The sequence below is a fragment of the Nostoc sp. MS1 genome (assembly GCF_019976755.1).
In the GTDB taxonomy this organism is placed as follows: domain Bacteria; phylum Cyanobacteriota; class Cyanobacteriia; order Cyanobacteriales; family Nostocaceae; genus Trichormus.
On the sequence record NZ_AP023441.1, the window covers coordinates 6,373,429 to 6,394,112 of the forward strand.

A 20,684-nucleotide genomic window follows, 5' to 3' on the forward strand; every position below is an offset into this window, starting at 1 on the left:
GATTGGTTTTTATCAAAGTTTCGCTTAGTGTTCAAGAGAGTTGATTTATCTAAATAGCTACATAAAAAACCAGATTTTATATATTCTGGTTTTTTATTTTTTATATCCATAGACTATGTATGGTAGTAAATAGCTAGAAAGAGGAAAGATTGCCATCTACTAGGAAGTAAAAGGATTCAAAGACCGATATACGCCCATAAATTCGTGTATATAGTAATATTGTACTATAGCGTAGAGAAGTACCAAACCACCTCTCCCCCACTTCCCACCTATGTTAAATAACGGTAAATTCCCAACTAACCAAGCCAATGTACTTTATAGACATGGTGATGTTTTACTTAGACGGATTGACCGCATACCAAATGCTGCTCAAAAACGTGTAGGTACTACGCTGGCTCACGGTGAAGTTACAGGACACAGCCATCGCATACAAGAATCTGATCGTGTTCAGTTGTGGGTGTATGGTAGTGAATTGTTTCTAGAAGTGAAACAAGCAAGTGCTACCTTGATTCATGAAGAACACCGAGCCATTGAATTACCGCAAGGGCTTTACCGAGTGTGGAAACAACGGGAATATCGTCCTGATGCTTATGTGGAGGTAGAAGATTAATGCTAAACATGATGTCTGGGGGGCGTGTACCGAAGAAACGAGCCAAGCAACACCCAAGCAAAATTCATGAGCCTGTATCAGCACAAATGGCGCGAAAACTGATTCTGGAACATCGCGCCTGGGATGGGATGCGCGTTTTGGGACATCTAGATTTAAGCAATGCAACAGAACTTGTCAATTTACCAGAAAATCTTACTTGTGAAAGTTTAGATATTAGCGGCTGTGTTAACCTAACTAGTCTTCCCCCTGGTCTTCATGTCACCCGTTGGATTGAGTTGGCTGGAAGTGGAATTACAGGTTTAGGTGAGGGACATGGTTTTGTTTTACGCTGGCGGGGTGTGGAAGTAAGTGATGCGATCGCCTTTGCATCCAAGTCCATCACGGGACAAGATATCCTGAAGATAAATAACGTTGAATTGCGGCGAGTGCTAATTGAACGTCTAGGTTATGAAACATTTTTGCAGCAAGTGGGAGGATTAGTACGCGATCGAGATCAAGACGCAGGCGGAGAACGTCAACTAGTCTACATTCCCTTTGAAGATGACGAACCCTTAATGGTCTTAAAAGTCGTCTGTCCATCCACAGGACACACTCACGTATTGCGTGTTCCCCCATATATGCAAAGCTGTCATCAAGCAGCCGCCTGGGTTGCTGGTTTTAACAACCCCGACGACTATCAGCCTTTGATTGAGGCGTAATATCAATTCAATTGATGAACTGTCAACAGTTAACAACCATCAATTAGTAATATTCGGCTGCACAAATCGCTTAATATCACCACAAGCAATATAAGACTTACCATCCGGCGCGGTCTTCACTTCCTCAACGACATAAAGCATTCCTTCCTCACGAATGGAACGAGGGAAACGCATATTCCAATCGGGTTCATAGCCGTCGGAAACTACCCTAGCGCGTAACTTACTACCATCTTTGACACATTGAACGAGAACACCGTTATCTACAGCGTCGGTAGTTACAAGGTCGGCGGCGGTGGCTGGGGCTTTAGAGGCTTTACCTGTGCCAATTGAGCCTGATTGTCTAGGTGCAACGAAAATATCTGCTTCGCCGGGTTTAGCAAAACGGCTGATTTTGCCAACTACACGATAGAAACTGCGATCGCTTGATAGTTCTATACCCTCAACTACATACCGCGCACCCTCAGCACGAATGGCGCGGGGAAATTGCACGTTTTTGTTCGCATCGTAGCCATCGGAGACAATTTTGACCCGTAATTTACCACCTTCACGAACACAGGTAAGTTCTATACCTGACCCAACATCATTAACAACTGGCATGGCGTATACTTCATCACCAGCCGTCACACCACGAGCTACCAGATCACTACGATTGCGCGTCATTGTTTGGAAACTTTGATCGCGCAATTCTTTACGTCCAGCATTACCGAGAGCTTTCTGAGCAATTCGACCCGCGAAATACTCAAGTTGGTCTATCTCCTCAGCAATTTCAAAATTCTCATTTAAGCCTTGGTCACGTAGCGATCGCACCAAGTCACGCAGGATTCTTTCTGCTTCTTCATGCTGGCCATGTTCAGCTAGGTCGAGGGCTGTTTCTTTAGCTTTAGCGATGGTGAGGCGGCTGAGATCAAGGGTAATATGACTGGAAGAAGCTTGGGCTGATTCTTCGACTGTGCCAACTTTGGCGATGACATCTGTTGTTCCTGACACGCTGTGAATGATGTCATTTTGTACTACATCTGCGCTGTAATGCAACTTCATTACAGGTAAGTCACCTACTTGAGTTGTAGGTATCATCAGACTCAGACCCAGAAGTTTATCCTCTCCCTCGTAAATTTCTCCCAGAGTTATTACAGTTTGACCAGCCTGTTGACTCACTTTAGCCAGACTTAGAGTATCAACCAACTCCACACCATCGGCTAACTCAAGTGTGACTTTTAAATTTTGACCTACCACTGCTCTGAGACTATCTAGTTCAATACTAAACACTTCTGCCGCTTCATCAATGCTCTGGATGAAGTAGAAGTTTCCACTAGCCGCCCTCGCCATACCAATGAGCAAATCCTCATTGAAACCTTGGGCAAAACCTAGAGTGGTTGTAGTAATCCCTTCCTCCGCTTTTTGTGCTGATGTGGCGGTGAGTATCTTCGGGTCTTGAATACCCATATTGGCGTGACCATCTGTGAGTAGCAGGACACGGTTGATTTTTTGCGGGTCAAGCTGATTTTTTACATACTCACAGCCTTTGAGCCATCCCCCAGATAAATTAGTAATACCACCTGCCCTAACTTTGCGGATAGAATTTTTTAGTGCAGATTTATCAGTTACAGGCTGCGGTGAAACAACAGTATCTACTGCATCATCGTAAACAACAACCGAAAGAATATCCTTCGGCTCAAGTTGGTCTACCACAGATTCAGCAGCTCTCAGCGCATGATGTAGAGGTGCGCCAGCCATAGAACCTGAGCGGTCAATTACTAGAGAAAGATTGAGGTTGCGTCGGGAAGATTCAGGTATGTCAGCCGCAAAACGTAGCAAAATATTCGCTTTTAATGAGAATCCGGCAGGTAGTATGGGTTGGTCAAATTCATAACTTATTTTTAGCATTTTCTTTTCCCCTGTGAGTTATTGCCTCTCAGCCGAAACCCTAACGATGTATAAATAACAAATGTTGTGCTTAGTGTACCCAAAAGTACATTTAGTAAAGGGAGATATAGCTTATTATTTAGTATAATATTTATCTTATAAGACTATAAAAATCCCTTAAAGCGTGGGGAAGTTAAATGGTAAAAGTTATACCAAGGAGAAATCTATTGGTCATTTAGAACAAAACTATCAAGAGCAATTAGACTTGGCATTGTATAATATCCTTGGCATAAAAAATGACAACAATATTTAATTTCTTAAGCCATTCCTGGTTCTTTAAACATTGCCATCAATTTTCGTTTACGGGTGTGAATTTCTATTAACTTTTCTCGATATTTTGACCAATCAGCTTGCCTGCTAGATTGTATATAAGCAGCTCGTACCTTTTTCAGCCAAGCGATCGCATCACCATAATATTCTGCCTTGCCCTCATCCATAATTTTTTCAGCACGGCGACGGGCGTTAGCTATTACCCAGTCTGGGTTATGATATACAGCCGCTTCCATAACTCTGTGAATTAAGGCAGAATTATAAGAACTGAGTTCGGTCACGGTGGAAATAGCATCTTCAATCAGTCCTTCATGCAGAAATATATCCACTTTGGCTGATTCTACTCCCCAGATCCTACAGGTGCGGATAATCCTTAACAACTCTGTTTTAATACTTTCCCACTTTTCTCCCGCTAGTTCTGTCATTCTTTGGTAATCGACAAAGCAGGGTTTGACTTGAAAAGCCGCCATGAGTGCAACTAAAGCCGCTTGAGGATGGCCTAGCGCCTCGGCTAAATCGCTTGTCCATATACCTAATTCATACTGACAGCTTCCTGGTAAATTAAATCCAGCTAGGGCTATATCTAATGCTTCTGGTAATGAGCCTTGTTCAGCTAGGGTTTTAGCTAAGGCAAAAGCATCTTCAATCGATTTCATCTGCGTTTCCGCCGCCGCCAGTGCTTCCTCTACTCTGCCTAAGCGCCCCAACATGGTTAAATATTCTTGGGTTTGTCCTTCTGCTTGGGCTAAATACAGATATTCTTGGTAACGTTCCTGACGTTCGAGGATTTTTAGACGAATAAGTGCCAAATCATCAGCGTAGTTGGGAAGTTCTCGTTCCCATACACCCATTTCACTAATATCACCTTGGAGAACCCGCAATAGTGGCGGATAGTCCCAACCTTGACGCAAAGCATCTAAAGTCATGCTGAAATCAGCGTTCCATTCATCCTGCCAAACTTCCAAACTCACCTGGATATCAACTTTTTCCTCTGATGTCAGTTCAGTAGAAAGAATGACTTCACACCAAGCCAGATTTAATTCCCAGGCAATTTCATCATTATCAGCACCGTATTCTAATACCTCTGCCCAATTTTCCGCACAGGTAGAGGTGATGGCTTCCAAAATAGCGATCGCATTATCACTCTCACCTTGCCCAGAAAATTCTAAGGCAGTTTGCACCAAACTAAATAAATCTTCTGTAATCGGGTCTTCCTCATACCCTTCCTCAAAATAACGAACTGCATCCCGCAGAATTTGCTTAACTTGTCCACGAATGGCAGCTAGATTAACACTGATTTGTCGTCCAGGTTGTGTGGATATTGGTTTGGGTACAGGATTAGTCATCCAGCTAACGTGTTGATCGATCACATCAATTAGTTGGGGTTGTTCTGCAACTAATTCCTGTAACAGCCTTTGAGTCTGGACATGATCTAAGCGATCTAACAATTGTTCTAATGTCGGACGCTGTTCAATAATTTCTGGTTGCCTTGTGGTGACTAGTATCGTAGCGACAATATGTTTACACCAACCATCAAAATTATAAGCACAAGTACACTTCGCCGAAGCTACACCTTTGTCATCAAAGTCTACAGATATTCGATAAGGTAATCGTTCATTACCCTCAACCTCTGCCTGTATCTGCTGACCACGTTGAGTAATTGTAGTCACAGCACCCGCTTCAAAATAAGCCTCTCCGCGTTGGAAAGATTTGGCGTTAGCGTAACGACGGACTGTAAATTCACTGATTTGGGGTAGAGACATCGAGCGATCGCCTGCAAAAATCCTATACGTGGAAGAATCCTAAATCAAGCTTAGGTGTTCTGTTGATTGAATGCAATTGGGGGATTGGTCATTAGTCATTAGTCCATAGTCATAAATCCATAGTCAACAGTTCAAAGTTCTCCTCATCTCCCTCTACTCCCTCATCTCCCCTCACTCCCCACTCCCCAAATTAAATTTAGTGACTTCCGCACCTCAAAGGACTTGCATGGATGGCTCGACGGGTTGAGAATAGATAGGCGAAGCACACGGGGAAACTAACGTGACTCATGAATTTGATTACGATTTAGTCATAATAGGCGCTGGTGTAGGGGGACATGGCGCAGCCCTACACGCTGTCAGTTGTGGCCTGAAGACGGCGATTATCGAAGCAGCCGACATGGGGGGAACCTGTGTCAACCGAGGCTGTATTCCATCGAAGGCGCTGTTGGCTGCTTCTGGACGTGTGCGGGAATTACGCGATGCCCATCACCTGAAGTCTTTGGGAATCCAAATTGGTAATGTGGAGTTTGATCGCCTAGCGATCGCCAACCATGCCAATAATCTGGTTTCTAAAATTCAAGGGGATTTAACCAATAGCCTCAAACGTTTGGGAGTCGATATCATTAGAGGTTGGGGTAAAATTGCCGGGACACAAAAAATCACCGTCACAGGTGATGGTAGTGAAAAAACCATCACGGCTAAGGATATCATCCTTTCCCCCGGTTCTGTACCCTTTGTACCTCCAGGTATTGAAGTAGACGGTAAAACCGTTTTCACCAGCGACCAAGGCGTGAAGTTAGAAACCCTACCTGATTGGGTGGCCATTATTGGTAGTGGTTACATTGGTTTAGAATTTTCGGATATTTACTCAGCTTTGGGCTGTGAAATCACCTTGATTGAAGCCCTCGACCAGCTAATGCCAGGGTTTGACCGTGATATTGCCAAAATCGCGGAACGGGTGCTAATTACGCCCCGCGATATTGAAACTAAAGTCGGGATATACGCCAAAAAAGTTATTCCTGGTTCACCAGTAGTAATTGAATTGGCAGATTTCAAAACTAAGGAAGTTGTTGATGTTATCGAGGTTGATGCTTGCCTAGTAGCCACAGGACGCATCCCAGCTACCAAAAACCTTGGTTTAGAGTCGATTGGTGTTGAACTTGACCGTCGCAACTTTATTCCTGTTGACGATCGCATGGCAGTGTTATCAGCTGGGGAAGTAGTACCCCATCTGTGGGCGATTGGTGATGCCAATGGCAAAATGATGCTGGCACACGCCGCTTCTGCCCAAGGCATTGTCGCCGTCGAAAATATCATCGGCCGGGAAAGGAAGATAGATTACCGCAGCATCCCAGCCGCCGCATTTACCCATCCAGAAGTGAGTTACGTCGGCTTAACCGAAACAGGCGCTAAGGAACTAGGACAAGCTGAAGGTTTTGAAATCGCCACCAGCAGAAGTTACTTCAAAGGTAATTCCAAAGCCTTGGCCGAAAACGAAGCCGACGGTATAGCTAAAGTCATCTACCGCAAAGACACCGGGGAAGTTTTAGGCGTACATATTTTTGGTTTACACGCCTCCGACCTCATCCACGAAGCATCCGCCGCCGTAGCCAATCGGCAAAGCGTCCAAACTCTAGCCCATCTAGTCCACGCCCACCCAACATTATCAGAAGTGTTGGATGAAGCGTATAAACGAGCGATTGTTTAGTCAACAGTCCATAGTCCATAGTCCACAGTTAAAACTATTGACTATGGACTAAAGACTATGAACTAATGACTAATGACTAATGACTAATGACTAACTATGCAAATCCGTCGCCGACAACCAAGTCCTGCTGTCAATGTATCAATTTTGCGTTATCAGGTCGCCTTACCAGATTCAGCACCTAACAATATTTTGGAAGAGATAGTCTGGCAAAAGGAAACAGAAGTTGACCAATGGCGCGACAAGGTTCCCTTGCTAGAACTACAAAAGCAAGCGCGGAATGCACCCCCAACCCGTGATTTTATCGCCGCTTTGAAAAATGGTAGAACTACACCTGCCTTAATTGCCGAGGTGAAAAAGGCTTCACCCAGCAAAGGGGTGTTTCGGGAAGATTTTGACCCAGTAGCGATCGCCTTATCTTATCAACAAGGTGGTGCTAGTTGTCTTTCGGTATTAACGGATGCCAAGTTTTTTCAAGGTAGCTTTGACAACTTAGCAAAAGTCCGTGCATCTGTAGATTTACCCCTACTGTGCAAGGATTTTGTTATTTATCCATATCAAATGTATCTGGCACGGATTCAAGGTGCAGATGCAGTATTATTAATAGCCGCCATCCTCAGCGATCAAGATTTACAGTACTTCATTAAAATCGCCAAAGCTTTAAATATGGCAGCTTTGATCGAAGTTCACAACTTAGAAGAACTCGACCGAGTATTAGCTCTAGATGGCGTATCTTTAATAGGAATTAATAACCGTAACCTCGAAGATTTTTCTGTAGACTTGCAAACTACTTGTGAACTTTTAGCCGCTAGAGGTAGCCAGTTACAAGAACGCGATATTTTAGTCGTGAGTGAGTCGGGACTACATAACCCAGAAGACTTGAGTGTAGTATCCCAAGCTGGTGCTAGTGCCGTGTTAATCGGTGAATCATTAGTAAAACAACCAGATCCAGAAATTGCGATCACTAATTTATTCTCCATTAAGTAGGGAACAGGGAACAGCGAACAAAGTAGGTATCAAGGTGATGGATTTTTCAAACACCAAAAGTATGACTCCTATACTTTGATAAGACAATTAATTTTTCATCTTCCCCTACTCCCCCATCTTCCCTATCTCCCCCTACTCCCTCATCTCCCTTATTTCCCACATCTCCCCCTGCTTGTCTCCACGTAGAAATTATGGGATGGTTGAATTTCTGATATGGCAAAAACTATAGTTAATCTTTATTTAATGTGTAAAAATTGACTGGAGAGCATATAGCAACTAAGCATCAGAAAATCCCTAAATAAAAATCACCCTACGACTACATGGAGCAACTTCCCCTACCATCGCCCATCCATTACGAACTCATACTCCAATTATTAGAAAGACAAACCATGTCAGCAGCCAGCCAAAACCCTGAACTGCGACATCAGGTTAATCAACTAATTATTACATTGCGAAAAGCCGCAGCCCAACAAAAGCAAATAGAAGAAGTTTGTAAACTTTATTCTTTAGATATAGAACACCGTTGGTCAATTAACCATCACAGTAAGGAAGTTGCAACCCCTGATTAGCGGAAAGTGATGAGTGCTGTTAGCAGTAGCGGCGCGTTTAGCGCGTGCTGGGTGATGAGTAAAAAGTAAATTACTTCTGCTGCCTTGAACCTCCTAACCCTGACCCCTCAACTCAGCCTGTACTTTACAGCGATTAATTACTAATTACTAATTACACTAATTACGAATTATGTTAATGATGCCCGGCCCCACACCAGTACCAGAAGCTGTCTTACTGGCGTTAGCCAAGCACCCCATTGGCCACCGTACCAAACAATTTAGCGATATTTTGGTAGAGGTAACGGCAAACCTGAAATGGCTACATCAAACGGAAAATGATGTACTCATGCTCAATGTTAGTGGTACAGGGGCAGTAGAAGCCGGCATCATCAATTTTCTCTCAGCAGGCGATCGCATTTTGGTCGGTGCTAATGGTAAATTTGGAGAGCGTTGGGTAGAAGTTAGCCAAGCATACGGATTAAATGTAGAAACTATTACGGCAGAATGGGGCAAACCTTTAGACCCTTCACTATTTGCCGAAAAACTCCAAGCTGATACCCAAAAGCAAATCAAAGCAGTTGTAATTACTCACAGCGAAACCTCAACGGGTGTGTTGAATGATTTGCCAACCATCAACCACCATGTGAAAGAACACGGTACAGCTTTGATAATTGTGGATGCGATTACTAGCTTAGGTGTTGTGAATGTGCCTGTTGATACTTGGGGGTTAGATGTGGTCGTTTCTAGTTCCCAAAAAGCTTACATGACCCCACCAGGGATAGGATTTGTCTGTGTGAGCAACAAAGCATGGGAAGCTTATCAAACAGCAAAATTACCCAAGTATTTTTTAGATTTGGGTAAATATCGTCAAGCAGCAGCTAAAGATACCACTCCTTTTAGTCCACCTGTGAACTTGATTGTAGCCTTACAAGTCGCATTAAGGATGTTAAAAGAAGAAGGCTTAGAATCAATATTTGCTCGACATGAAAGATTAAAAAATGCCACCCGTGCAGCAATTAAAGGGTTAAATTTACCGTTATTAGTAGAGGATAGTTTTGCCAGTCCCGCGCTAACTGCTGTAGTACCTCAAAAAATAGAAGCTGATACAATCCGCTCATTTTTAAAGAAACGTTTTGATTTAGAACTAGCGGGTGGTCAAGACCAACTAAAAAACAAAATTTTCCGTATAGGTCACTTGGGATTTGTGAGCGATCGCGATATCCTTAGCTGTATTGCCTCCCTGGAAGTTGTCCTGACTGAACTCGGTTACACAGACTTCATCCCCGGCGCTGGCGTAGCAGCAGCCACTAAAGTTTTCAAAACATGAAACAAGCGACACAACAAGGAAGCAGAAGACAATAACTATGGACTGTTAACTAATGACTAATGACTAATAACCAATTAAAAAAGCGAGTTGAATAAATAACTCGCTCTTTTTGTTTGTATTTAGATTAGTAGAATAGATGATAGTAAAGTTCCTGCGTCTCAGTCTCGGCAGAAGACAGAGTTTTTGTAACATACAATTATTCTCCTGAATGAGAAAATCATACTTTATACCAATTCACTAAAATTGCGTAACATATCAAAACTTGAAAAACCTTAGAAAATTAGGTTGATTAATTTTTGATTTTGAGTTGATATTACGCTGTCTCTAACCAATCATAAATTTTTTCTAATTGATCTAGGGTAATTAAACCGTACTGCCAAAGAATCATGGGTAAAGGGCCTGGGTCTTGTTCTCGATGACGTAGTGCTACAGCCAACGATGCTGCGGAAATTGATAAATCTTCCTGAAGAAAATGAATAAGCCTTGAATATGTAGATGGTGACATCTGTAACGCACCTCCCTGTTTAGTCTGAATGGTCATGAGTGTGTTTTCTGGTTCCTTGTGGTTAGCAAATATTACTTCACTAGTGAATATACGATTACCGGATAATCACATGAGCAAATTTTGTTAAATTCTTTAAACAGAGCCGTTTTTTGAGAAAATCTAGAAAATGATAGCTAATACTAGCTGTCACTTTATATAGATGATTTATTCTCCAGCTGTTAGTTGCTTTGGTCAAATAGGTTTCATCTTTTTTTACTTTAGTGCTTGGCTAAAAGACACTTTAAGTAATTAAGATTCCATAGCTAATACTGCCTTATCAACAACTAGTTACACTTATGCCAAAAGGAAGATTTTTTGCCTAGAAATTCTCTAGGCTGAAATTTTACTTACGGCGCTGTAGAATTTGCTGTCCTGAAATCATACTAGATACTAATCTCATAATTTGTATTTTACGTATATTTAATATTTTTTTTACACCAACCTTATAAACTAGAAATCTGTTTTTTCCTTGATTACTAAAGTTTTAAGGAGTTAGTGCTATCACTTACTGGAGTTCAAAAACTCAATTTTAATACTATCTCCAGTCCGCAACTTTAACTCAGATGCCCTACCTGAGCGTAATTCAATTACTGTATCGATGGGGACGTTAGGGCCATAAGTAGGACAAGGCTCACTAGCACAAGGAGGTGCAGCCGTTTCTATATACTTCACCACACCGTTTTGCAAAAAGACCATATCCAAGCCAACGGGTACATTTTTCATCCAAAATTGTACTGGTTGTGGTGAACCAAAGGGAAACAGCATTCCTCGGTTATCTGGTAACGCTGGACGATACATTAGTCCCATTTGTTGCTGTTCTGTTGTCCGTGCTACTTCCAGGTCAATGATTGTACCATTTGGAACAGTTGCTTTGGCAGAAATGGGTAGTGTTTGTCCTGCATTGGTCAGTACCGCAGGCGGTGAACTGGCATTATCTGCCGGAGGTTTGGCTGTATTTTGCGAAGAACAAGCCATGAGTAAAATACTGAAAAGAATGGGAATTAAAGTTAACCAACGTATCATACAATTTTTGATTTTGTAATTTAGACTTCGATTTTACAGAAATTAAACGAAAAAGCCCACAACTACTAGTTATATTTTTTGCCACGGCTAAAAATTAGGGGCTGCAAATGGCGTATGCTATCAAGCAGATACCCATACTGCCAAAAAATCATCTTTAAGTTTTCCCACGCTACCTTTATCCAAGGCAGTAGAAAGGTAGGCTGAGAGAAATTTTAGTGGTTTTTTCTAAATTTCGTAGTTTGGTAAATATTAAGCAGGGATGGGAATAATACCTACAATCATTATCAAGGTGATACCAATGGAACAATACCTAAAAGATGCAATAGGTTTACATGACCCTCAAGTTACACCAGAGCCACTACAAAAATTAGATGTAGAACCGCAACCACAAGTGACAATCTACGATTTTGCTGAACTCCTGTCAAAAAACGAACCACCAAAATTTAAAGGTTATCATACTGAAACTCTGATAATAAAGATTCAGTTATTATAAGCAGGCGATCGCTCCCTCACTTCAGTCAGCATTAGAAGTTCTACATCAAAACTACTGATTGATGTAGAACTTCTGGTGAGATGGATTTAAAACAAAGATGCGATCGCACTTATTCTTCATTTTTATTTCGCCATTTTTTAAGATTCGATAGCACAGTCGCCTATTTCTTATGAAAATTGTTCAAGAGGTTTCTTTAATCAATATTGGGAGTTTTGCAGAATCTAGCGATTGGTCTATTGTTCGTGCTGAAATTCATGATGCTATCTCTGTGATTGTTCATCCTCCAGGTACATCCAGCTTTACTATTAATCCAAAAAAGCATGGCAATGGTGTTAAACCTATTAAAGAAGCTTGTATGCTTGCATTAAAAGATAGATTTGACTGGAGGTTAGAAACTGCAATTAATTATGCAACAAAATCTCCAGGAAAAGTTGATGCTACAAAAGTCATCGAAAATCATCTTTTTGCCCTTGAGTGGGAAACTGGGAATATTTCCTCTAGTCATAGAGCCGTTAATAAATTAGTTCTCGGATTACTACGTGGTATTTTTCTAGGTGCTGCTTTAGTACTTCCTAGCCGGAGACTTTACCCATATTTAACTGATAGAATCGGTAACTATGAAGAGTTAGAGCCATACTTTGATGTTTGGCGGTCTGTTCAGTTATCAGAGGGTTTTCTGGCAATCTTTGTCATTGAACATGATCAGTTAGATAGTAATGTACCAACCCTTACTAAAGGAACAGATGGTCGCGCGTTAATTTGAAGCTTATTATCTATGTTGTATAGGGAATTGATAGTTGTGAGGCTGTGATTTTTCTTTGCTTAGATTTCTTACTTCCTCTTGCTGATTCCCATTGTTCAATAATTCCGTTAGCTAAATCAGTTAATCTTTCTACTGCTGGCATAGTATCACCAATTTCTGAACCAATCCAGTAACGTTTTAACTTTTCCGCCGCATAAAATGTAGTACCAGAACCACCAAATGGATCAACTACAATTTGCCCCGGATTCGATGTCATTGCGATGATTCTTTCTAACATAATAGGGGCAAGTTCGTTAGGAACTCTCTTTTTATGCTGACGATGCCTAACTGGGGGAATATCTGTCCACATTTCTTCTGTTAATGTCCATAAAATATCATTAGAGTCTGCTTCAGAAGCATCTTCCCAAACATCTTCCGGCGAATCCCAAACATCCATTAAGTTGATACCTTTTTCGTTAAGTTTTTTGCGATGTCCTCCATAATCACGAATTTCTCCACCGCAATGTCGGCAAACTTGAATTGGTGTATAAACTTTATTAAAGACGGCTGGTTCACCTTTAGTGTAATAAAGTAGTCCGTAGTGAGCGGGAGACATTTTCTTACCTCTAGGAAAAGCTTTTGGCATTCTGCAAGCTATCCAATGTCGAAAACACATTCCTTGACGGTTGAGATATGCACCATATTCAATACACCATTGAGGTAGGTTAAATATAAATAAACTTCCACCATTCTTAAGTATACGAATGCTCTCACTTAACCATTGTTGTGACCATATTAAATATTTATCAGCATCCAAGCGATCGCTTAAACCTGCTCCATATTCCTTACCCAGATTAAAAGGTGGGTCGGCAAAAACTACATCTACAGACTCATTCGGTAATGATGACAAAAATTGCAAACAATCTCCTTGATAAAGGATTCCATACTCACTGAGATAAACCTGTTTTAATCCTTTTTGAGTCGCAAAATCAGTGGTAATCAGCTGAAAAGGGAGCATTGATGTCATCTTGATTACTTTTGTAATAGCTAGAGTCTACAAAGTCTATTGACAATTGTCAATAGACTTTGTAATAACAGTTGTAGTACGTGGCTGATAAGGTTTTCCAGTAGGTTGATTCTTATATCTATCTACTTCAGCATGTTCTATATAGTAGTAACGCCCAAGTTTGCAAGCTAGAATTTGACCATTCTTAATTAAGTCGTGTACTCGCTGACGAGAGACACCAAGTAATTTAGCAGCTTGAGCTACAGAAAGTAATTCATGACTATTGTTATCAGCTTCTGTCATACGTATAGTCTAGAATAAAGCTTGAGAACCACAGATAGTTTCTGTAGATATTGCATCCTCAAGCTTAACTTAAGTCTTGTAGAAGGAGTTGATTAATTAAGCCAAAATTGAGACAGTCAGCTTAGTTAACAGGTGTATGTCCAACTCCCTTAAGGCATCAACAGCAGGACTGGTAATTGTAGACAAGGCGCGTCAACGTCTGGGGTGGACGAAAACCAGCACAGCGCGTTGGTGGCAAGATGCACATACATCTAGGGCGACGTTACGGCGATTTTGGCAAGGCGATCGCATTCAGCAAGAAATCTTCATTGCTATCTGTCAAGCTGTCGGTATTCATAATTGGGAAACGATTGCAGATATACCTAATGCAGATGCAGAAGCTATTTCTACACCCTACTTTGATTGGGATGAAGCGCCTGATGTAGAAAGTTTTTACGGGCGGAGTAGGGAATTAGCACAGTTAGAACAATTGATTATCGCTGATGCGTGTAAATTAGTTGCTATTGTTGGTATCGGTGGTATCGGGAAAACTGCCCTAGCGTTGGCTTTAGTAGACCATGTGCAGTCAAAATTTGAAGGCTTAATTTGGCGTAACCTCCAGACTGCACCATATTTAAGTTCTCTCCTTGAGAGTCTTTTGAATATCTTGGGTGAAACTGTTATTGATAATATTCCACAAGCTACCACAAAACTCATTCACCTCTTGCAACAGCGCCGCTATTTGCTGATTTTGGATGGAGTGGAGGCTGTTTTTTCACAACCAGAATATAGTCAATTTTTGCAACAGTTAAGTAATAATCGCCATCATAGCTGTGTTCTGATTACCAGCCGTGAACAGCCAAAATTTATTAACGATACAAACACAGTCCGCAGCCTCACCTTAAAAGGTTTGCCAAAAACTGAGGCACTAGAACTATTAAAATCAAGAGGGTTTCCAGACAAAGAACTGGGACTATCAGCCTTAATTCAACTTTATCGCGGTCATCCTCTAGCCTTGAAGTTGGTGTCACCGTTGATTCAATCTGTGTTTGCGGGGAATATTGCGGCGTTTTTGCGCCAGAATACTGTAGTAATTGGCGATCGCTTACGTGCTATTCTCAAGCAGCAGTTTGAACAACTTGTTGATTTAGAGCAAGATATTCTTTATTGGTTAGCCATTTGGCAAGAACCTATATCTTTTGCTCGTTTACAAACCCATTTGGTGATATCTGTCGATCCTGCCACTCTTCTGGAAGGAATTATCGCATTAGAGAGGCGATCGCTACTGGAAAAATGGGTTGGTAGCGGTGATACATCATTTACATTACAACCTTTAGTGATGAAGTTTGTTACCGACGAATTAGTAGAAAAGGCTACCCAAGAAATTCAGCAAGTAGTGGAAAGTGGTGATATTCGCTATTGTAAAATACTACGAACCCATTGGTTATTACGTCCTGGTAGCGATGATATAGTAGGCGATCGCATCTTATCTCAACTCCGGGAAAAACTTTGGCGGGTATATGGTGCGACTCTGCCACAAAAGCTGGAACAGATTCTCCTGTTATTGAAAGATAAAACCCCTTTGGCAATTGGTTACATCGGTTGTAACTTAGCGTCACTCTCGCTGTATTGAATTGGTAGTGTGGATGCGATCGTATCTTTTTGTTTACCAATTTGTTATTTTATGTCCAAAAAAGTTAGTATTTCAGAGAACAAAAATCAGTCTGCCTAATCCATGCTTACCTGAGAAAGTTATCCACAAGGTCAGCTAGGAGCGGAGGAACCAAGTGTGGGGCGTATCTGCCAAAAAAGCTCAATTTAAGGTGTGAAAAGTAAAGTTCCCATCTTAGACTAGAGCATTGCAAGAGGGACATCTCTCAGTCCTAGCCCGTCAGCTAACTTCGTAGGCATTGAGAGGAGATTGAACGAGCGGCATTTATATCAATAATGCCTGTCGTCAGTATCCTTGGCTGGTATACGCTTCGTCCTACCTGCCCTTGTTCTGAAAGATAGGATTTATAGTCTATGTTTCTGGAATTTGAGGCTGGATTTATTGCCTTGAGGTACACTCGACTATGTTTTTCAACATAAAGCATCCAGTCACCCATATTACTTTTGATATCAACGCAGACACTATCAATAGTTAGTGTGGAAATCTTGTTTTTTTCGTAGGTGACATACAAACAAAGTGCATATTAATTATTTGCTCATTTTTGTATATTTCAATAGCTTATAGCGGTTATTTACTAACATTTTTAGGAGAAAAGATGAAAATCAAAAATCGTAATTTTTTCACTCATGTTAACTTTCTACCTGAGCATAAATTTAAGTTGATTGGAGAACTGGCAGGTAAAAAGCTTTTACTAATTGGTAGAACTAAAGCTTATAACGATCCCATTGTGGCAGCAAGTCATAGTAATGAGCCTCATCAAGAAGATTTATACGCTTACGACCTTTACGAATTAATGAAGTGTAATCACGAGCTAGTTAATCTGACTGGAGAAATTTAGCAACAGTAAAAAGCAGAGGAATAAAAGAAATTAGGGGTTTACAACTGTAAGCCCCTATGTTTTTAACGTAATAGTTGATAGTTAAGCTGTTGCACATTTAATGTTGATTATCTAAAGCTTGATAGCGGATTAATTCCTTAACTCGTTCTTGAGACAAGCCCAACTCTTGAGCCAGCTTGGCTTCTAGTTTGCTAGGTTCGGCGATCGCAAACTCAAATATTATGGTTTTGAGGGTTGAGTGATTTGTTTTGACACTTACAAGAGAAATTCCTTTAGATATAAGAATTTCAGCTTCAATTGCTATAATCTTTTTCTTCATCTGCCATGCCATTTGAGTATCGGCTTGGAGATATTTTTTGTGGTTGTAGGTTCGGCTGAGTATTTGATCGCCAATAAAACCACTTCCCAGCCAAAAAACCAACCCAATCAACGGCAAAGATAACCAAAACACAAGGCCTAATGTTCGTAAAACTGGAAAAAGTGAAAGTTGACGCATGGACAGGGTGTAGGGGTGTAGGGAACTGCGTTCGCTCTTGGCGTGCCGGAGGCATACCCGGAGGGCTTTAAGCAAGTGGCGTTGTAAGGGTATGAAGAACTAAACAACCATACTTAACCAAATCAACTACTTCCTTTATACCTTTATCCTTTTAATCATAGTTACTGACACTTTTGTGTCACTGTTGTAGCTTAATCTTAAAATTAGAAAACTACAGCAAGTAAAGCAAATCTGATGTTGATCTTACTGGTGGAAGACGATCCAGCACAGTTAGAGCCATTACGTACAGCATTGTTGAAGGTTGGGCATACAGTTGATGCGATCGCAGATGGAGAAACAGCCCAATGGTTCGCCTTTAATAAGAATTATGATTTATTGATTTTAGATTGGATGTTGCCCAAGTTAAGCGGGTTAGAACTGTGCCAAGTATATCGCAGTGCTGGGAAAGTTGCTCCTGTGCTGATGTTAACAGCAAAAGACACAGTTACCAATAAGGTGGCAGGTTTGGATGCTGGAGCTGATGATTACTTAGTCAAACCAGTGGATGTGTTAGAGTTACTGGCGCGAGTACGAGCATTGGGTAGGCGATCGCCAATGTGGCAAGGAGATAAAATCAGCTTGGGTAATTTGCACCTACATTTATCTAATTTGACTATTGAATATAATTCAGCTACAACTCAGCTTTCCAGCCGAGAGTTTCAATTGATGGAATATTTTATGCGCCATCCTCGGCAGATTTTATCCCACGACCAAATTGAGCAAGCTCTTTGGAGTTTTGGAGAAGAACCAGAAAGTAATGCAGTTACAACTTTAATTCGCCGCCTCCGCCAACGTCTGCAAGTAATTGATGCTAGAGATTCAATAGAAACAGTCCATCGTGTCGGCTATCGCTTAAATCCACCTGCATAAGACAGGCAGTTGACAGTTGTTTTTGCCTCTGCTCCCCTGCTCCTCTGCTCCTCTGCTCCCCCACTCCCTTTTTTCATGAACCTATCCCACTAATACCAGCAATATGATAATCTGCTGTTGAAAACGGTAAGTTGTATCAGGGTATGGCGGGGAAATTTGAAGGGTTAAGTGATATGGAGTGGAAGTTGTTTGAAGATATATTCCCCAAGGAACCAGAAAACAGAGGAAGGGGAATGCCTCATGCACCATTTCGTCATGTACTGAACACGTTATTGTATATATTGATAACAGGATGCCGTTGGTGTGATGCTCCCACAGGAGAAATCTGGGCATCAAAAAGTGCAGCGCACAGATGGTTGCAACGTTGGGAAACGGACGGAACTTTGGAAAGTTTACAAGCAAGGATACTAGGAATTGCAGAGGAAAGAAGCCTAATCAACTGGAATTACGGTGCTGTTGATGGGTCTTTTTCCCCCTGGCAAAGGTGGCGGTGAAGGCGTTAAGTACGGTCATAAAGGTAAGGGAATTTTAATACACACCTTAACTGATGGTAATGGTATGCCCTTGGCTAATCGCACAACTCCAGCCAACGGTAGTGAAACAGATCAAGTGATACCACTGTTAGATAGTGTCAAAGTTAAAACGAATAGACCCGGTAGACCTCGTAAACGTGTTAAAGTTCTGGCTGCTGACAAAGGCTATGATTCCAAGGACAAACGGGCTGCATTGCGTAAACGTGGAATCAGACCTCAATTGCCGCGCGCGTGTTTGGAAGAATCGAAAAAATCGGGGTAGACCAATTAAAATTTCTGTTCCGCGTTTTCAACAAGAGCGCTGTTTTGCTTGGTTTCAAAGAAAATATCGCCGACTCGTTGTTCGGTGGGAAAGAATTTCTGCCTGCTTCAACGGTTTTCTTTCTCTTGCGACAATTCACATCTGGATTAACAGAATTTTATTCGTGGGATAGGTTCATCAAAAGGAGATTGTTATGGTTAATAAAAAATGGGCAGCAAAGCGCATCACCATCAATTTAGCTTCAACTGAAGTAGAGATGTTAGAAACCTATTGTCAGATGACTGGTAGACCAGCGACAGATGTAATTCGGGAACTCATTCGCACATTGGAATTACGAGCAAGCGCTTGAAGTTTTGCAAATAGTAATCGCTACACATAGTGGACAGTTCACACTGTCTTTTTTTCTTTAGGAGTATATATGCAACATAAACGAACCACCCGCCAATACCAAGTAGAGTACGACGACCAAAAACAATTCGCAATTCGCAATTCGCAATTAGAAATCCAATTGAGCAGTTAAGGCATCTAGCCTCTAAGCTTCCGGTAAATAAGTTTAATTCAAGGAATCTGCCTATGCAAATGACTCCTAAATTTATAGGTGAAGAATTAAAAACTACTATTTATAGTAATTCCAATAATACGAAGAGTGAAATAATAATTGCAAACTGCAAACTGCAAACTGCGAATTGCTAATTGCTAATTGCTAATTGTTTTGGTCAGTTGGTTGGCAGTCATATTAATAACTACTGAAGCGGGTCTGATTGAATCAGCCGCTTCCGCTTCAATAGTTATACGGTTTTTTCAAAAATTGAATAAGATTCCTATGGCTAAAAATGCCGCACTAAATTGATATTACTTACTGCACAATCTGATAACACCCATTAGCATCAGGAGGCGCTGTTTGTGTTGAGGCAGTTGTGAGTAGCAGTGAGTTAGGTGCTTGGCCTAAGCCATTACCTGTAGCAATTACATCAAAAATGACTCCGGCCGGGACTTGTTGATTGGCAACTTCTACTGTGATTGGTGGGTTAAAGGCATTGTTGATCAATGGTGCAAATTGGTCAGGTAGAACTGGATTAAAGTTATATGTACCAGCCGTAAGTTCTGGGTAAGGAATAGCAGTTTTGGGTGTCAGGTCTGTGATACGAGTTTCATCCACATTTGGGCTAGAGGATTTGCTAATCCGGAAATCTATAACAGCACTAGTTTCCGAAAAGCGATACCAACGTCCTTTAAATTTACCTGGATTAGGCTGTGTTAAATCCTCTGGAATCACAAAGGGTGATTGATTAAATAATGGTTGACCAATGGGGCCTTGTAGTGTTCCTGTTATTGCTACTGTATAAGCACTATTAGGCGCTCCTGTAAAGGTTCTTTGAGCGATTGTACTGCTAGTACCAGATTGCACAAAACGTACCTGAATACTTCCTGGTGTTACATTTACATATTTACTAGCTTGACGAAAACTTACATTCTCCAAAACTTTTTTACCGTTGACAATGACATCAACTGGTGACGCAGTAGCAACCGCAGCGTTAATAACTCTTAATTTGGTAGGGCATTTATAAGGGTTTAGTAGAGGATCTAGAAGAGGATCTAGAAGAGAAATTACTCGGCTTGTATTGGAAAATTCTTGTAAAGACTTTGTAGATAGTTGAGAATTGGCTAAACTTTTGTATGGATAACTAGTCAAACTAATTAAAGATAATGTCAAAGCACCTAAGAATAACCGTCTTGTTAGAAACATTTCTTCCTCCTATCGGGAAACAAAAATAACAAATGAGCAAGCTTTATTCTGCATAAAAAATGATGCGATAATTATCACAAAGATTTTTTATGTATCGGGATATAGGTGCAGGCTTTGTCAACGTAAAAGACAACGGGCGCACAATAGCGTTCGCCTCAAGACATTAGACTTGGGCAGAATATTATTGCACCACCACATATAGTGGCTGGCTTCAATGTCCAACGTGACAAATACTTTGGTGGAAGGCGCTTGAAGTTTATTGATAGCGCACTTTATGGTTCTAATATTTCACAATTTTCAGAAGAA

Annotated in this window: 23 protein-coding genes and 1 riboswitch; of the genes, 14 read left to right on the plus strand and 9 right to left on the minus strand. The window is 41.2% G+C overall.

What is annotated here, in order from left to right; translation table 11 throughout:
• Window positions 1-271 precede the first annotated feature (271 nt).
• Window positions 272-610, plus strand: a complete 339-nt coding sequence (locus tag NSMS1_RS27555; RefSeq protein ID WP_224087824.1) for a hypothetical protein — start codon at window positions 272-274, stop codon at window positions 608-610.
• Entirely contained in the window at window positions 610-1,308 is a 699-nt protein-coding gene (locus NSMS1_RS27560) for a DUF6745 domain-containing protein (protein ID WP_224087825.1), read from the plus strand. The genes NSMS1_RS27555 and NSMS1_RS27560 overlap by 1 nt, the downstream gene beginning before the upstream one ends.
• Window positions 1,309-1,347: 39 nt before the next feature.
• On the opposite strand, the gene NSMS1_RS27565 is transcribed toward NSMS1_RS27560, so the two are convergent.
• Entirely contained in the window at window positions 1,348-3,192 is a 1,845-nt protein-coding gene (locus NSMS1_RS27565; RefSeq protein WP_224087826.1) for a vWA domain-containing protein, read from the minus strand.
• Window positions 3,193-3,488: 296 nt separating this feature from the next.
• The gene (locus NSMS1_RS27570) at window positions 3,489-5,264 is read right to left on the minus strand and encodes an SWIM zinc finger domain-containing protein (RefSeq protein ID WP_224087827.1); all 1,776 of its coding nucleotides are present in this window, start codon (window positions 5,262-5,264) and stop codon (window positions 3,489-3,491) included.
• A 280-nt stretch (window positions 5,265-5,544) separates the two neighbouring features.
• Here NSMS1_RS27570 and lpdA point away from each other — a divergent pair, with 280 nt between their 5' ends.
• Both lpdA and trpC read left to right on the plus strand, forming a co-directional pair.
• Window positions 5,545-6,972, plus strand: coding sequence for a dihydrolipoyl dehydrogenase (gene lpdA / locus NSMS1_RS27575; protein WP_224087828.1), 1,428 nt, complete (start codon window positions 5,545-5,547; stop codon window positions 6,970-6,972).
• 96 nt (window positions 6,973-7,068) lie between these two features.
• Window positions 7,069-7,956 carry an indole-3-glycerol phosphate synthase TrpC gene (gene trpC / locus NSMS1_RS27580; protein ID WP_224087829.1) on the plus strand — a complete coding sequence of 296 codons (888 nt, stop codon included), beginning with the start codon at window positions 7,069-7,071 and terminating at the stop codon, window positions 7,954-7,956.
• Between the two features lie 46 nt (window positions 7,957-8,002).
• Here the strand turns inward: trpC and NSMS1_RS27585 are convergent, their stop codons facing one another.
• Window positions 8,003-8,176, minus strand: coding sequence for a hypothetical protein (locus NSMS1_RS27585; protein WP_224087830.1), 174 nt, complete (start codon window positions 8,174-8,176; stop codon window positions 8,003-8,005).
• Window positions 8,177-8,276: 100 nt separating this feature from the next.
• On the opposite strand from NSMS1_RS27585, the gene NSMS1_RS27590 reads away from it, so the two are divergent.
• Both NSMS1_RS27590 and NSMS1_RS27595 read left to right on the plus strand, forming a co-directional pair.
• Window positions 8,277-8,525, plus strand: coding sequence for a DUF5340 domain-containing protein (locus NSMS1_RS27590; protein ID WP_224087831.1), 249 nt, complete (start codon window positions 8,277-8,279; stop codon window positions 8,523-8,525).
• Window positions 8,526-8,700: 175 nt separating this feature from the next.
• Window positions 8,701-9,831: a pyridoxal-phosphate-dependent aminotransferase family protein gene (locus tag NSMS1_RS27595; RefSeq protein WP_224095370.1), complete on the plus strand. Its 1,131-nt coding sequence runs from the start codon at window positions 8,701-8,703 to the stop codon at window positions 9,829-9,831.
• A 313-nt stretch (window positions 9,832-10,144) separates the two neighbouring features.
• Here NSMS1_RS27595 and NSMS1_RS27600 read toward each other — a convergent pair whose 3' ends face one another.
• Both NSMS1_RS27600 and NSMS1_RS27605 read right to left on the minus strand, forming a co-directional pair.
• Window positions 10,145-10,372 carry a DUF2949 domain-containing protein gene (locus NSMS1_RS27600; RefSeq protein ID WP_224087832.1) on the minus strand — a complete coding sequence of 76 codons (228 nt, stop codon included), beginning with the start codon at window positions 10,370-10,372 and terminating at the stop codon, window positions 10,145-10,147.
• Between the two features lie 504 nt (window positions 10,373-10,876).
• Window positions 10,877-11,398 carry a DUF192 domain-containing protein gene (locus NSMS1_RS27605; RefSeq protein ID WP_224087833.1) on the minus strand — a complete coding sequence of 174 codons (522 nt, stop codon included), beginning with the start codon at window positions 11,396-11,398 and terminating at the stop codon, window positions 10,877-10,879.
• Window positions 11,399-11,696: 298 nt separating this feature from the next.
• On the opposite strand from NSMS1_RS27605, the gene NSMS1_RS27610 reads away from it, so the two are divergent.
• Window positions 11,697-11,891, plus strand: coding sequence for a hypothetical protein (locus NSMS1_RS27610; RefSeq protein WP_224087834.1), 195 nt, complete (start codon window positions 11,697-11,699; stop codon window positions 11,889-11,891).
• A 169-nt stretch (window positions 11,892-12,060) separates the two neighbouring features.
• Complete coding sequence (locus NSMS1_RS27615; protein WP_224087835.1) at window positions 12,061-12,654, plus strand: restriction endonuclease; 594 nt, start codon at window positions 12,061-12,063, stop codon at window positions 12,652-12,654.
• 10 nt (window positions 12,655-12,664) lie between these two features.
• Here the strand turns inward: NSMS1_RS27615 and NSMS1_RS27620 are convergent, their stop codons facing one another.
• Together NSMS1_RS27620 and NSMS1_RS27625 are read right to left on the minus strand one after the other, a co-directional pair.
• Window positions 12,665-13,660 (minus strand): DNA-methyltransferase, encoded by a 996-nt coding sequence (locus NSMS1_RS27620; RefSeq protein ID WP_224087836.1) that lies wholly within the window; start codon window positions 13,658-13,660, stop codon window positions 12,665-12,667.
• Window positions 13,661-13,696: 36 nt separating this feature from the next.
• Window positions 13,697-13,942 (minus strand): helix-turn-helix domain-containing protein, encoded by a 246-nt coding sequence (locus NSMS1_RS27625; RefSeq protein ID WP_224087837.1) that lies wholly within the window; start codon window positions 13,940-13,942, stop codon window positions 13,697-13,699.
• Window positions 13,943-14,078: 136 nt separating this feature from the next.
• Here NSMS1_RS27625 and NSMS1_RS27630 point away from each other — a divergent pair, with 136 nt between their 5' ends.
• Together NSMS1_RS27630 and NSMS1_RS27635 are read left to right on the plus strand one after the other, a co-directional pair.
• Window positions 14,079-15,554 (plus strand): NB-ARC domain-containing protein, encoded by a 1,476-nt coding sequence (locus NSMS1_RS27630; RefSeq protein WP_224087838.1) that lies wholly within the window; start codon window positions 14,079-14,081, stop codon window positions 15,552-15,554.
• A gap of 82 nt (window positions 15,555-15,636) precedes the next feature.
• A riboswitch (cyclic di-AMP (ydaO/yuaA leader) is annotated at window positions 15,637-15,846 on the plus strand.
• A 342-nt stretch (window positions 15,847-16,188) separates the two neighbouring features.
• Complete coding sequence (locus NSMS1_RS27635) at window positions 16,189-16,431, plus strand: hypothetical protein (RefSeq protein ID WP_224087839.1); 243 nt, start codon at window positions 16,189-16,191, stop codon at window positions 16,429-16,431.
• 97 nt (window positions 16,432-16,528) lie between these two features.
• On the opposite strand, the gene NSMS1_RS27640 is transcribed toward NSMS1_RS27635, so the two are convergent.
• Window positions 16,529-16,882, minus strand: coding sequence for a hypothetical protein (locus NSMS1_RS27640; RefSeq protein ID WP_224087840.1), 354 nt, complete (start codon window positions 16,880-16,882; stop codon window positions 16,529-16,531).
• A 279-nt stretch (window positions 16,883-17,161) separates the two neighbouring features.
• Between NSMS1_RS27640 and rppA the strand changes: the two genes are divergently transcribed.
• From rppA to NSMS1_RS27660, 4 genes are all read left to right on the plus strand, one after another.
• Window positions 17,162-17,836: a two-component system response regulator RppA gene (gene rppA, locus NSMS1_RS27645; protein ID WP_224087841.1), complete on the plus strand. Its 675-nt coding sequence runs from the start codon at window positions 17,162-17,164 to the stop codon at window positions 17,834-17,836.
• A gap of 143 nt (window positions 17,837-17,979) precedes the next feature.
• Window positions 17,980-18,330: a transposase gene (locus NSMS1_RS27650; RefSeq protein ID WP_224085447.1), complete on the plus strand. Its 351-nt coding sequence runs from the start codon at window positions 17,980-17,982 to the stop codon at window positions 18,328-18,330.
• Complete coding sequence (locus tag NSMS1_RS27655; protein ID WP_224085446.1) at window positions 18,296-18,631, plus strand: transposase; 336 nt, start codon at window positions 18,296-18,298, stop codon at window positions 18,629-18,631. The genes NSMS1_RS27650 and NSMS1_RS27655 overlap by 35 nt, the downstream gene beginning before the upstream one ends.
• Window positions 18,632-18,818: 187 nt before the next feature.
• Window positions 18,819-18,980 carry a CopG family transcriptional regulator gene (locus NSMS1_RS27660; protein ID WP_317986604.1) on the plus strand — a complete coding sequence of 54 codons (162 nt, stop codon included), beginning with the start codon at window positions 18,819-18,821 and terminating at the stop codon, window positions 18,978-18,980.
• Window positions 18,981-19,487: 507 nt separating this feature from the next.
• On the opposite strand, the gene NSMS1_RS27665 is transcribed toward NSMS1_RS27660, so the two are convergent.
• Window positions 19,488-20,378 (minus strand): DUF4397 domain-containing protein, encoded by an 891-nt coding sequence (locus NSMS1_RS27665; protein ID WP_224087842.1) that lies wholly within the window; start codon window positions 20,376-20,378, stop codon window positions 19,488-19,490.
• Window positions 20,379-20,684: the final 306 nt, after the last annotated feature.